Below are 13,229 nucleotides of genomic sequence, written 5' to 3'. Positions count from 1 at the left end.
TTCTTGTCCTGAAGCATGTGCCGCCTGGAGTAGTTAGGCATCATCGGCGATCCTTTGCCGTGTGCCTCTCGGCTGGATTCGGCCGACCCGGGAGCGAATCGGGCGCGCGGGTGTGATTTCCCAACCGGTGGGCGATGAGGTTGTCCCAGACCGGCAGCCAGGCCAGAATCGCGGCGCTGGCAATGAAGACCGAGGCAATGACATCGCTGGGGTAGTGCACTCCCAGATATACCCGGGTGAAGGCGACGACGGCCACTAACACGGTCCCGACAATTGTTGTCACCGCTTTGGCTCGGGGAGTGCGGGCTACGACGAGGACGAACGCCCAGACCAGGGCCACGGCGAAGGCTGTGTGTCCGGAGGGGAAGCTGTCCATGCCGTGTTCAGGGATCAGCGCCTGTACGGTGTCGGCGGGAGGCCGGATCCGCTCTACGATGCGTTTGCCCAGTTCCGAGGAGAGCCAGCCTATGCTGACCACTGAGGCGAACGTGAGGGTGCTGGCCAGGTTACGGCGGGCCACCGTCAGGATCAGACAACTCAGGAGCACGATGATGACGGCACCGGCAGGTCCCAGACCATAGTGGATGGCTAGTGACAGTGCAGTCAGGGCAGGGTTGCGATCGTGTGCCATGGCCGTGTCCACACCAAGTTCGGCTATTTTGGGTCCTGAGCCCTTGATGGCCAACCCGGCGGCAGCGGTTATTGCGAAGCCGAGTGCACCCACGAGAAGCCACCACCAAGAGCGAAAGTACCCCCATGGATACGGTGCGGCGGATCGATGCTGATGCGAAACGATCATCATAGTTTTCCTGACTTTGCGCGGACTTATGGTGACAGCATGGCAGGGTGTTCCTGAGAAGCGACTGAGGAACCATGCTCTCAGTCACTTCTCAGGAACTCTCGGTCATACTGCTTGTACGCGGAAAGGACACAAATGCGGATCCTATTGGTGGAAGACGAGACGCTGTTGGCCGAGACGGTTCGCCGAGGCTTGGCGAACGAGGGCTTCATCGTGGAAGTGGTCCATGATGGGGTCAGCGGACTGTGGGCGGCAACCGAGAATCCCTATGACGTGATCGTTCTGGATTTGATGCTTCCCCTCAAAAACGGCTACGACGTGCTCAAGGAGCTGCGTGGGCGCAAGATCTGGACGCCCGTCATGATGCTCACGGCCAAAGATGGCGAATATGACCAAACCGACGCCTTCGACCTGGGGGCCGATGACTACCTGACCAAACCGTTCAGCTTCTTGGTCTTGGTTGCCAGGATACGGGCTTTGATCAGGCGTGGAGCCCCGGAACGGCCCGTGGTCATGACGTTGGGGACACTGCGGCTGGACCCGCTGAACCGCAGCGTCCATCGTGGGAACACAGCTGTTTCTTTGACGGCGCGCGAATACGGGATGTTGCAGTTCTTGATGCGCCGCCATGACCAGGTGGTGTCCAAGGCCGAAATCCTCGACAACGTTTGGGATCCCGCATTCGACGGCGGAGACAACGTGGTGGAGGTTTACATAGGCTATTTGCGGCGCAAGATCGATGTCCCCTTCAATCTCACCACCCTGACAACAGTCCGCGGCATGGGATACATACTCAGCGCAGACCGCGACGGCACTTCATAAGACTGATGCGACAGCTTTGTCCGGCTAGACCCGTGAGAAGGATTGACGGCCTCAGCTGGCGTTGTCTAGGGGCAGGAACAGCTCAAAGCGGCAGTCCCCGGTCGGTGTCTGGGCGGCGGCGATGGTGCCGTGGTGCGCTGTCATGATGCTGGCGGCAATAGCTAGGCCGAGTCCGCTACCACCGCTTTCGCGTGAGCGGCTCGCATCGAGGCGGACGAATCGTTCAAAGATCCGGCTCCGGTCAGCTTCGGGTATGGGGTCGCCGTCGTTGTCGATGAGCAATCGCACCCCGTCGGGTCCGGAGGTCAGGCTCACGGTGATGCTGGATTGGGCATGACGGTTGGCGTTCTCGAGAACGTTCCGCAGCACCTGCCCGAGACGGCGTGGGTCACCAGTGACCTTGGTGGGGGTGATGTTGGTGCTGATGGTGTGGGGGCTTAGGGAGCGCAGCCTGCGGATTTCTGCATCCAGGACGTCGTCGAGGTCCACATCCTGGTTCAGAATGTGGACGCCGCCATCGTTGGCTTTGGCCAGGGTCAGCAGGTCATCGACAAGGTAGTGCATGCGTGCTGTCTCCCCGCTGAGCATTCCTTGGAGCTCGTGCCACATTTGCCCGCTCGGGTCCGCGGCCGCGATTTCCAAGCCGGCACTGATCGTGGCCAAGGGGCTGCGCAATTCGTGACTGGCGTCGGAGACGAATCTGCGCTGTTCACCGTCGGAGGCTTGGAGCCTGTCGAGCATCGTGTTCATGGTTAGGGCCAGTCGGTGGATTTCATCGTTGGTGGCGGGGACCTCCACCCGTTCACTGAGTCGGTTGGCGTTGATCCGTGCGACCTGCCCTCGGATCCTCTCGACTTGCCGCAGGGACTTGCCCACCAGAATCCACACTGAGACCCCCACCACTATCAAGAGCAGGGGTGTAGCCCCGAGCATGAACCACGCTACGGTGCTTACGGTGTCGGTCTGGACTTGGACGGTCGAGGCGACCACAACCGTATAGGTGCCCTGACCGGTTTGCACCCCTGTAGCGACGATGAGGAACTCATCGGTGTCGCCGATGCTTTGCAGGCTGGAAACAGTATGACTAAGGGTTTGGCCAGGTCTAGGGCGCAGTTCCGAGAGCAATCTGGTAGCAGCGGATCTTTCAGACGATGCCACCACCGCCCCATCGGGGCTGATGATCTGCACATACTGTCCGTTGTGCGCGGTGGCGGTCAGAGTTTGCCCAGCCTCAGAGACGTCTTGGCTGGTAATCAACGCTGCCACATCGGCGGCCTTGGCTTTCGCCGCCCCCTCGGTGGTCGCAATCAGGGAAGATTGCAATAGAACCAACAACAACAAACCACCGATGAGCAACGCAAGTGCAACGACGACAACGGCCGTGGCTGTAGCCCTTTTACGCACGCCCCAGAGGCGGCGCCCTTGGCGTCGGAATGCGCGTGGCCGCAGACGAAGTGGGTTCATGGTTCCACCATGCCCCTGCCGGTGTCGTTTACACAATTACCGGACCTGTCGTCTCAGCCTCCCCACAAGAACCCTCAGCGTCCTCTCAGGGCTGAGCTGGCACAGTGGAATCATAGCCACCCACCCAGGATGGCAGCGGATATCGCAATGATCCGCGAGGAAAGGACACAACAATGACCAAGAACCCGGAAACTACTCTCAAGGCGAGGATCGCCAGAATGGACATGAAAAAGAAGGTGCTCATGGGTGCCGTAGGTGTCATGGCCTTGGCCGGACTCGGTGTCGGAGCCGCCAGCGCCGCCACCCCTGTTCCCTCACCACCGTCATCCTCGACTCAATCGAGTAACGACGTCTCAACCCCTGGCGACACCCCGGACGTCCCCAGCGCCACAGAAACCACAGATCAAGCGGAAACATCCGACGCAGCCGAGACCCCCGGTGACACCGGTCCCGACGTCCAGCAAACCGGAGACCACACAGACCCCGGCGACCTGCCCGGCTCCCCCTAAACCAGCCTGTCCACTGGCCAAATCGGCTGGTCAACTGGCCAGTAACCAGGAAGGAGGCGCCACTGGATAACTACGCGTGGCCCGTATCTGGGGGGGCTGCCGCAACGAAACCGAATGGCCCGGACAGGATCCCCGTTCTGCCCGGGTCATTCACCGTGAGGAAAGTCCAGTTTCCAACCTTCAGGATGCCGAACTTCACCCCCTCTCCCCAACAAAAAAATGGACGGGAATGACATGGATATCATCTCCACTACTGATCTAATCTCAGGCCCGTTTCCGATAGTGCTGGCTGTTTTGGCCTGCGCATCAGGTGCGTGGCTGTTGCTGCGCCGACTCCGGGGGTGGATGCTCAGCGTGGTCTCTGCCGTTCTTCTGGCGGCCGTGCTCGCTTGGGCTGTCAACTGGTATGTGGTCAATGTTGCCGGGCTGAGCGCCTATGACCTGCCACTGCAGGTGATCGCCTGGATTGGTGCAGGCATCTTCGCTGTCCTGCTCATGGTGTTGAACCTGGCCCGCAGCGGCCGATGGCGCAAGGTTCTGGCACCGGTGGCCATGGCTCTGGTGGTCGTTGCCGTCGCCGCGCAAGTCAACGCCTACGATGGTGCGTATCGCACCATCGGGGATGTTACCGGCTCTAGTACCGCGAACATCGCACCCTTGGCACGATCCGGACCCAAAGCATCCCCCGCCCCAGGTCCGACTGTTCGGGCCGTTGGTCCGGTCGTGAACTCCTGGGTGAAGCCGGCCGGGTTGCCGGGAACCGGCATCGTGAATTCAGTACAGATTCCCGGCCAGGTGTCCGGGTTCACCGGCCGGACAGCATACGTCTATCTGCCGCCGGCCTATCAAGCAAAGAATCCTCCGTTGCTGCCGGTGCTGGTCCTCATCCCAGGACAGCCCGGGTCACCTACCGACTGGCTCAAGGCTGGCCAGTTGCAGCCGATTATGGACGCCTTCGCCGCCGCCCACCAGGGGCTGGCTCCCGTTGTCGTGATTCCGGACGTTAACGGTTCCTCTTCCGGGAACACCATGTGCATGGACTCACAGATCGCCAAGACCGACACATACCTGGTAGTAGATGTCCCGGCCTGGATCAAAACTACGCTCAATGTTGATCCCAACCCGCAGCGCTGGAGCATCGGCGGGTTCTCCTTTGGTGGGACCTGCGCGCTACAAATGACGGCCCTGCACCCGAAAATATACCCCTCGGCCATCGATCTCAGCGGTGAGGCCGAGCCCGCCCTCTCCGCAGACCGAACCGCGACCATCAACACGGCCTTCGGCGGTGATGCTGGGGCGTTCAATGCAGTTACTCCGTTAGCCGTGATGGCAAAGAACAGGTACCCGGATAGCTGGATTTTCTTCGCTGCCGGCGCGCAGGATGAACGATTTACCGGCTACATGAATCAGCTTTCCGCGGCAGCCCGGTCCACTGGGATGACTGTCATGACCCATAGTGTGCCGGATGCTGGCCACTCCTGGACGGTGCCCCTGAACGCCATGAGCCCGGCCCTGACCTGGTTGGCGCCCCGGCTTGGCCTCGCCCCCTAATACCGCGCACGCTGTCAGCCGACAGATTTTCGCGTCACGCTGCATTGATGGGCAGTTGATTGAGCGTGAGCAAGAACCGGTTCATGAAGGACCCGACGCGACCGGCAGATCATGCCCGCCAGTGAACTATCGCGGTGGTCCCTGCACGGACTGGATGGTCTCTCAGCTTCCTCTTAGCTGGTGCCACGTAGGCTCCGATGCTATGAGCGATTATGCGATTTCGACGACGGCTTTGACCAAGCGGTACGGTGCCAAGCAAGCACTGAACGAGCTGACCCTGTCAGTACCGGTCGGCGAGATTTTCGGCCTGCTGGGGCACAACGGGGCGGGGAAAACAACAATTGTCAATATTCTGACCACACTGTTGGAACCCTCATCGGGGACGGCGGTGGTCGGCGGCCATGACATCGGCACCGCAGCGAACCAGGTCCGTCGCACCATCGGGTATCTGCCCGAGAACGTCCAGTTCTATGACAATCTCACTCTGGGCGAAAACCTGATGTTCTTCGCACGCCTCTCCGGTGTCCACCAACCAGGTAGGCGGATCGGGGAGGTGCTCGGTTTTCTGGATTTTACCGGTCATGAGAGTCAGCGAATGGGTACCTTCAGCAAAGGGATGCGTCAACGCGCTGGCATCGCCCAAGCAATCCTCCATGAGCCGTCCGTGCTCTTTCTCGACGAGCCAACCTCGGGGCTAGATCCCCAAGGCGTAGCGAAACTGCGTGAGATCATCATTGACCTGAACACGGAGCTGGGCATGACGATTTTCATGAATACCCATCTACTGGCGGAAGTGACGAAGACGTGTACCAGCATCGGGATTCTCAGCTCTGGGACCCTGATCTACCAGGACTCGGTGGCCGCAACCCTCGCTTCCTTCCCGGATCAGGACTCGTTGGAGGATATCTATCTACACATTGAAGCCGGTCAGCGACCATGAACCTGAACCGGTGGACGGCAGTGATCCTCCACGAGCTCCTGTGTACTGTGCGAGAGCGGCTCCCGCAGTTATTGTTGGCCGTCTTTGTGGGAATGATTGCCGCGTCGGCATTCATCGGATCCTCGGCGCGGACCAGTGTGACGGGGGTCTACCGTGAAGTCCTCAGTCAGGGACTGACCACGGCACCGAACCCCTTTGATGCGTTTTCGCCGTTGTACTACGCCCGCAATACGGTGATCTACATTGTGCTCATCGGGGCCCTTCTGGCCATAGTCATCGGCGTCCACTCCACTTTGCGCGACAGACTGGCCAAGACCACAGACTTGATACTCTCCCGCGAGGTACGCCCCGCCTCCTATCTGGGAGCGAAACTCACAGGATTGGCCGTGTTTGTTCTGCTATTGCTGGCGGCATCGGCAGTGATCAACATCGGATGCGTCAGCGTCGTCGTTGGCCATGTGCTCTCTTTCGGTGACGGAGCACGGATCGCTGGCTTCTACGAATTGGCGTGGTTGTTCATGCTCCCGTTCGTGGCACTAGGCATGCTCGCTGGCCTCTACGCATCGTCGGCCACGTCGGCGCTGCTCATCCCGATCGTGGTTTGGAGCGTGATGATTTTCATCTTGCCGCTGCTGGGGACCGCAGCCCATCCTGTCTCCTTGCTTAATCCGGTTGCCTCACCGCCAGCAGCCGAAGCCGGATTCTTCTCGTTCACAAGCGGCCTGGTTGCCCCATTTTCTGTGGGAGAACAGTTCAAACATGTCAGTGCGCTGATCCTGTCCGACCCGCAGGCCGCTGGCACCATGACCGGTGGCCTGCTGACCATTGCCGCCTTCGCCGTGGCCGGTTGCCTCGCCGTCACCATGACCCGGAGGGAACGAATGAGGTGTGAATTCCATGACTGAAGTGCTGGTTTTGGCCCGCAAGGAACTCACCGATTTGCGCCGCAACCGGTTCATGGTTGTGCTGTTCGTTTTTCTAGCCATCGCTGTTGTTCTGTCAGTGGTCGTGGCCGCTGCGGATTTCCGGCTCAAGATCGCCGGCTACAACCACTACGTTGATGCCCTGACAGCGGCCGGAAGTGCAGCCACAGCCCCGGCGCCACAATTGTTTCCGCTGCAAATGCTCCGTGGCGGAATTGAGTACCTGGAAATCATCGGGAGCCTGTTCGCCGTCGTACTCGGTTATTCCATCATCACCAAGGAAAAGGGTCGGGGCACTCTCCAACTGATCTTCAGCCGCCCCCTGGGACGGTATGCCTTCGCGACAGGAAAAATTCTCTCACTTGCCCTGCTCTGGACAGTGACCGTGACGGGCCTGTTCCTCGTTATCACCGCCACCTTGCTACTGGTGGGGAACGCGCCCCTTCAAGGGGGTGACTACCTCCGCCTTGGCCTTGCAGCAGCCCACACTATCGGTTACCTCATCATGTGGTCGCTGCTGGCCATGGCCCTGTCGTCACTGACCCGGCGCACTGGAACCGGGTTGATTCTGGCGTTGGTTCTCTGGCTGATAGTAGTCCTGATCATCCCCCAGATCGGGGACACCATGGACCCCGACAACCAGATTCCCGGCGGCCTGTTCGCAAGCCTTCAAGTCGATAAATCCCATGAACAAGCCGTCATGGCCCACTTCACCGGCTACGAAACAACCCGGGACCTCATCGAACAGACCTCAGTAACCAAACATTATGAACGTGCCACCTTCGCCTACCTGGGCATCAAGAATGACTACAACCAAAAATCCCTGGGATTCATCTGGGCCGGCACCTTCAACAACACCCTCTGGCTCCTGGCCGGACTGATCACATCCATCGGCGTAGCACGGCTGGCCGGTACTCAGAAAATTATCCTACGAAAGGTCCCCTGAAATGAAAGCCTTATTCCGTCCCGCCACCATCTTGGTTGCGGCACTGATCGCCCTCGCATCCTTGGCCGCCTGCGGATCAAGCGCGCTGCCCAACCAACCAGTGGGTACAGCCTCAGTAGCCACCGTCCTTCCCGTCACCAGCAACCCGATGAAGACCACCGGCACCAAGGCGGGGCTTACCGTCACCGGCGCCTTAGCCGAAAACAATGTCGATCCCCAATCCAAGGCGGCGGTGCCCGACAGACTGCAGTTCGACCTCACCAACACCACCACAGCACCCATGACAGGCCTGGATGTCTTTTACACGATGAAAGACACCACCACTGGTAAAACCGAGTCTTACTACCAAAAGCTTGACGGACTCACTCTCGCTCCTGGTCAGAAGGAAACCGTCTACTTCGACAACGGGACCGGCACCGGCCACTACCCGGAAAACAAATACAGCATCTATCGAAACTCCCCCAACCAAGTCACCATCACCATCACCGCAGGCGCCACCGGATACGCCACAGCAACAGGGACAGCCACCAAGTCAGCAGGAACAGGAGAGAAGGTCGATTGAGCTGGCAACCCTAGGATCAACCACCGCAAGCGATCGGATCTCCCCAGGCTCTCAGGGTCCTCTTAGCACCTCCATGTAATGCTGAGTTAAAACCGGAGGAGAAAGGGACGGTGGGACCAGGATGAACGCGGTCATTGGCACGGTTCTGCAGGTTACTCCTGTGGTGGCATACCTGCTCGTCACTTTGCTGGTCTTCGCGGAGGATGCGTTGTTCATCGGATTCATCCTTCCCGGCGAAACGGCAGCGATTCTCGGCGGCGTCCTAGCAAGCCAACGTAGCCTGAACTTGTGGCTTATTACGGTTTTGGTCGTACTGGCAGCGATCATCGGGGACACCGTCGGTTACGAGGTGGGTAGGCGTTATGGCCCACGGTTGCTGGACCTGAAACTGTTGCGAAAGCGGCGACAAAAACTGGACGATGCACGCGATTTTCTTGCCCGCCGTGGTGGAACGGCAGTCTTTCTCGGTCGCTTCACTGCGTTCTTCCGGGCCGTCATGCCAGCACTAGCCGGACTGTCCCACATGCCCTACCGCCGCTTCCTCATCTTCAATGCCGCAGGCGGCATCATCTGGGGCACCGCAGCAGTCCTACTCGGATACTTCGCGGGCAACGCCTACCTTGCCTTGGCAAAAAGCATCGGGCACACCGTCACTTTTTCCTTCCTCGGCATCGCCATCCTCGGACTCATCACCTGGCATATCCGAAAACAACGCAAGGCCCGCAATGAAAAGAACCTCCGCCTCGTGTCCAACGGGACCCCAGGAGAACCCATCCGTCTCGAATTCAAGGTATGACCACACCGTGCAGTACTGATTCGGTTCAGAACCTCTACCCGCGGGCGCTCCTCCCTGATGGTGTGTCCATAAATCATCCGTTTGTCACAAGAGACGTCACTGGACAAGTTTCTGGCGTGGGGCCTCGATTCGGAGCGACGAGGACTTGCTCAAAATGAGGTCGTACATGGACGTGTCTAGATCGCAAAGGAGGATCCTCCAGGAAGACCTGCCGACCGTAAGGTCAACGGACACGAGTTGATGAAAAAGGTTACCCAGAATTCAAACCCAACATCTTCAATACCCGTTCCCCCGCCCCTCGAGCAAACCGCATGAGTACCCAGTGACATGCGAACTGTTCGCAACTTGACACCCATATTTCAATCGCAAATCAAGTCTCCAGAATGGCGGCGAGGAGCCAGAATCTTGGTGAAACCGCACAATAATACTGTCCCTCCATCAACAGAAATTCACAGCGCTGCAGCTAGCCAACGCGACACCCAATTATTGAATGCCCCTGCCAACACTGATCTCGGAATCGTGAGTTGCAGTCAGCAGTATGCAGGAACGGAACTCAGAACCTTGTTCTGTGCAGGTGCTGGTGGGGTACCCGCTATCCAAGGGTGAGCGTGATGAAAGGGAAGCTTTAATGTTAGTGTTTGCGTATGAATGCAGATAAGAGAGCTTGTTCTTTGGATGTCGACAGCCAGTACGTGGAACTGGCAGTGGAGATCTTTGCCATGCTGGCCGATGCCACACGGGTCCGGATCATCCTTGCCCTGCGTGAGGGTGAAATGGCGGTCGGTGCACTGGCTGAGGTGGTGGGCAAATCGCCGGCGGCGGTATCACAGCACCTGGCCAAGATGCGGCTGGCCCGGATGGTTTCCACGCGTCAGGACGGCACGAAGGTCTTGTACCGGTTGGAGAATGAACACGCCCGGCAGCTCGTGGCCGACGCGATCTACCAGGCCGAACATGCACTCGGCGGGATGCCCTCGCACCACCGAGCAGAACAGGCAACGGCATGAAGCTCATCGATCAGTCCGACCATCATCCCCATGGTGACCACGAGATTCACGACCATCCCCACGAACCTCATGACCATGACCATGACGGACACTCCCACAAGCACCATTCGGGTTTCAAGGGTTGGTTGTTTGAACTATTCGTCCCACACACTCACGACTCCTCCGACTCAATCGACGATGCCTTGGAAGCGAGCAAGGAAGGCATCCGGGCACTGAAGATCAGCATGGTAATCCTGCTGGCCACCACGGCGCTGCAGGTCATCGTGGTGGCGATCAGCGGTTCCGTGGCGCTTCTGGCGGATACCATCCACAACTTCTCCGATGCACTCACGGCCGTGCCGCTGTGGATTGCATTTATCTTGGGCCGCCGGGTGGCCACGAAACGCTACACGTACGGTTATGGGCGGGCCGAGGATCTGGCCGGCCTGTTCATTGTTGCAGTCATTGCCCTGTCCGCGATCCTAGCCGCATGGCAGTCAATCGAACGCCTGTTCAATCCGCAACCCCTAGAAAACCTCTGGTGGGTGCTCGCGGCCGGCGTGATCGGATGCGCCGGCAATGAGATCGTGGCAGTTTACCGCATCCGGGTCGGACAAAAAATCGGTTCGGCCGCGCTCGTCGCAGACGGCGTGCACGCCCGCACCGACGGATTCACGTCCCTCGCCGTAGTGATCGGAGCCGTCGGCGTGATGCTCGGATTCCCACTGGCGGACCCGATCATTGGCCTGCTGATTTCAGCTGCAATCATCGTCTTACTCTGGGGGACGGTGAAAAGCATTGGCCGCCGGCTCATGGACGGCATCGAACCTGACCTCGTTTCCAGCGCACACTCCGCTCTTGAAGCCACGCCTGGCATTCTGGAGGTGCCAAGGCTGCAATTGCGTTGGGTAGGGCACCGGCTGCAGGGCACGGCAACCGTCATCGTTGCTGACAACACCCTGTCAGTGGTCGAAGAGACCATCCGGGATGCCGAGCATCGGCTCGGGCATGCGCTCAAGAAACTCGACGACGTGGTGATCAAGGCCATCACGACCCCTGCGGACGACAACAAGGCTGACGTTGAATTGTCCAAGCACGAGGTTCATCGATGAGACAGTCGGTCCAATGACCGCCTTGATACCTGATCAGGGTCTGTCGGCGAGCATTCCCGGACACGGCAGCTTCTCTATTACCGGGAATGCAGTGGACATGATCGAGGTGTTCGGCGGGCTGTTGCATTGTTATCAGGGAAGCGGAGGCTGTCGCAAGCAGGGCCTGTACTTCTCTCGGACGGAACCAAAGAAACCCCTTCGATGCCTGCTCCATAGCCTGAGCTGGCCCGGAAGCGATTCCCTCAACGAGTGGAACCAGCCGAACCATAGAGGAATCGTGATCAGCGTCAGCCACGAACTGGCACCCAAACTCGACGGCGCAGTCTTGGACTTTGGCACATACAACAAGATGCAACGATTCGTGTGGCTGTCCATGCCTGCCGTCAAAGGACCAGCTTGCACATGCCTGCGTTCCATCGGGCCAGCCGCGGGGAAACGCTCGCCTTGCCTCGACGATCAGGGAATTGGACTTAGCGACCTCTAGAACGTGTGGAATGATCCTGCTTCCAGACCCCGGATCTATTGATTTCATGACGGAACGGCCGGCCATTGAATCCCAAATCACATCTGCAACTTCTTGACCTAGATACCCCTAGGGGGTATATTGGAGATGTTGTTAGTGAAGTAGTTTGTCGCGGCCGTTGGATACTCCGCCCGCCACTGCCGTTCAACCCACAACGCACACCATCCAACCCTTTCCAAAGGACCTGACCGATATGTGCGAACCAGATAGTCACACACTGATCGAACTGACCCCTGTTTCAGAGAGCACCTGTGCGTGCTGTTCAACCGAGACGAAAACTGCAGCACCCGCCAGCGCCAAAGATGCCTCCGGGACCAGTTACCGGCTGGAAGGCCTGACCTGCGGGCATTGTGTTCAGCGCGTGGAGTCGGCCATTATGGCCGTGGCGGGGGTGGACTCCGCCACCATTGACCTGGTCGTCGGTGGCGCCTCGACACTGACAGTTTCCGGATCCGTCACCTCGGAGGAAATCCGCGCCGCCGTCGCCGTGGCCGGATACGCTGTCATCACAAGCTAGAAACCCCTTTTCAACGATTTAGGGAGCGTCATGGACGAACAAGGAACGCAACGAAAGAGAGCAGCACGAACGCAACCGTTCCGACGACCATACCCGCGACCAAGACGACCACTGGGAATACTGACCTGATAGGTGAAAAGTGAATTATCCGACGCTAAGGTTTAGACGAGCGTCGGATCGGCCTGTATTATTTGCCGGCTTTGACCTGGTTGGCGCGGGGCCATGTGTAGTCGCCGGTGAGGTTGATGTGCTCCCACCCCAGGGGTGAAAGGAAACGCAGCAGATCAGGGTCCGTTGCGTTGGTCTCCTTATCCAAGGTGGTGATGGTGCGCTCGAGGTAGACGGTGTTCCAGAGCACGATCACAACGATGAACCGCTTTGTTTGTGACAAGGACTTAAAGTTCCCCGCACCCGGTTTGATATGATCACAGCAGAGGGTGAAACCAACCAGCATGATTCGAGATTAACACTGGGATGGGGAAACGTGCGTCATTCCATGCGATGGCACCATGATTTTTCCAACGTGGCCGCAATCACCGCGGTGCTGGTGTTTCTCGTCGCGATTACGGGAATTCCTGACAGGCCGATGGAGTCTACTCAGGAAACCGGAGCCAGTGCTACATCGCGGACCGTCACCTTGTCCGACCCGGAAAACTCTGAGTTTGTGAGTATCCGGCTCGTCCTTTCCGGCGACACCGCTGTGGTTGCCGAAAATGACGGGGTGAGACAACCCGCCCCATCCCGTACAGAACACTGCCCCATGAACTTGGGCTTGTCTG

General features: G+C 58.9%; 14 protein-coding genes and 1 pseudogene. 12 read left to right on the top strand and 3 right to left on the bottom strand.

Annotated features, from left to right (window positions below; translation table 11 throughout):
* Positions 1–40: 40 nt before the first annotated feature.
* The gene (locus CVS27_RS15385) at positions 41–724 is read right to left on the bottom strand and encodes a phosphatase PAP2 family protein (protein ID WP_243400218.1); all 684 of its coding nucleotides are present in this window, start codon (positions 722–724) and stop codon (positions 41–43) included.
* A gap of 210 nt (positions 725–934) precedes the next feature.
* Between CVS27_RS15385 and CVS27_RS15380 the strand changes: the two genes are divergently transcribed.
* On the top strand, positions 935–1,621 hold the full coding sequence (locus CVS27_RS15380) for a response regulator transcription factor (protein WP_103466725.1): 687 nt from the start codon (positions 935–937) through the stop codon (positions 1,619–1,621).
* A 51-nt stretch (positions 1,622–1,672) separates the two neighbouring features.
* Here CVS27_RS15380 and CVS27_RS15375 read toward each other — a convergent pair whose 3' ends face one another.
* Positions 1,673–3,085, bottom strand: a complete 1,413-nt coding sequence (locus CVS27_RS15375; protein WP_103466724.1) for a sensor histidine kinase — start codon at positions 3,083–3,085, stop codon at positions 1,673–1,675.
* Positions 3,086–3,258: 173 nt separating this feature from the next.
* Between CVS27_RS15375 and CVS27_RS15370 the strand changes: the two genes are divergently transcribed.
* The 11 genes from CVS27_RS15370 to CVS27_RS15320 all read left to right on the top strand — a co-directional run bounded on the left by CVS27_RS15370 (position 3,259) and on the right by CVS27_RS15320 (position 12,450).
* Entirely contained in the window at positions 3,259–3,594 is a 336-nt protein-coding gene (locus CVS27_RS15370; RefSeq protein WP_243400217.1) for a hypothetical protein, read from the top strand.
* 234 nt (positions 3,595–3,828) lie between these two features.
* Positions 3,829–5,145 (top strand): alpha/beta hydrolase, encoded by a 1,317-nt coding sequence (locus CVS27_RS15365; RefSeq protein ID WP_103466789.1) that lies wholly within the window; start codon positions 3,829–3,831, stop codon positions 5,143–5,145.
* Positions 5,146–5,347: 202 nt separating this feature from the next.
* Positions 5,348–6,085, top strand: a complete 738-nt coding sequence (locus CVS27_RS15360; RefSeq protein ID WP_103466723.1) for an ABC transporter ATP-binding protein — start codon at positions 5,348–5,350, stop codon at positions 6,083–6,085.
* Positions 6,082–6,990: an ABC transporter permease gene (locus tag CVS27_RS15355; RefSeq protein ID WP_243400216.1), complete on the top strand. Its 909-nt coding sequence runs from the start codon at positions 6,082–6,084 to the stop codon at positions 6,988–6,990. The genes CVS27_RS15360 and CVS27_RS15355 overlap by 4 nt, the downstream gene beginning before the upstream one ends.
* On the top strand, positions 6,983–7,954 hold the full coding sequence (locus tag CVS27_RS15350; RefSeq protein ID WP_103466722.1) for an ABC transporter permease: 972 nt from the start codon (positions 6,983–6,985) through the stop codon (positions 7,952–7,954). Before CVS27_RS15355 ends, CVS27_RS15350 begins: the two co-directional genes overlap by 8 nt.
* 1 nt (position 7,955) lies before the next feature.
* A complete protein-coding gene (locus CVS27_RS15345; protein ID WP_103466721.1) occupies positions 7,956–8,516 on the top strand; it encodes a hypothetical protein in 561 nt (186 codons plus the stop codon).
* A gap of 121 nt (positions 8,517–8,637) precedes the next feature.
* Positions 8,638–9,312, top strand: coding sequence for a DedA family protein (locus tag CVS27_RS15340; RefSeq protein ID WP_103466720.1), 675 nt, complete (start codon positions 8,638–8,640; stop codon positions 9,310–9,312).
* A 644-nt stretch (positions 9,313–9,956) separates the two neighbouring features.
* On the top strand, positions 9,957–10,319 hold the full coding sequence (locus CVS27_RS15335) for an ArsR/SmtB family transcription factor (RefSeq protein WP_103466719.1): 363 nt from the start codon (positions 9,957–9,959) through the stop codon (positions 10,317–10,319).
* Entirely contained in the window at positions 10,316–11,410 is a 1,095-nt protein-coding gene (locus CVS27_RS15330) for a cation diffusion facilitator family transporter (protein ID WP_103466718.1), read from the top strand. The genes CVS27_RS15335 and CVS27_RS15330 overlap by 4 nt, the downstream gene beginning before the upstream one ends.
* Positions 11,411–11,423: 13 nt before the next feature.
* The gene (locus tag CVS27_RS15325) at positions 11,424–11,894 is read left to right on the top strand and encodes a peptidase (protein ID WP_103466717.1); all 471 of its coding nucleotides are present in this window, start codon (positions 11,424–11,426) and stop codon (positions 11,892–11,894) included.
* Positions 11,895–12,126: 232 nt separating this feature from the next.
* Positions 12,127–12,450: a heavy-metal-associated domain-containing protein gene (locus CVS27_RS15320; protein WP_103466716.1), complete on the top strand. Its 324-nt coding sequence runs from the start codon at positions 12,127–12,129 to the stop codon at positions 12,448–12,450.
* Positions 12,451–12,637: 187 nt separating this feature from the next.
* Here the strand turns inward: CVS27_RS15320 and CVS27_RS15315 are convergent.
* A pseudogene (locus CVS27_RS15315) lies at positions 12,638–12,811 on the bottom strand (Tn3 family transposase); the annotation flags it as partial.
* Between the last annotated feature and the right edge of the window lie 418 nt (positions 12,812–13,229).

Source organism: Arthrobacter glacialis (genome assembly GCF_002909445.1).
GTDB classification, from domain to species: Bacteria; Actinomycetota; Actinomycetes; order Actinomycetales; family Micrococcaceae; genus Specibacter; species Specibacter glacialis.
The sequence above is the reverse complement of the archived record's forward strand: the minus strand, read 5'-3'. Positions and strand labels throughout refer to the sequence as shown.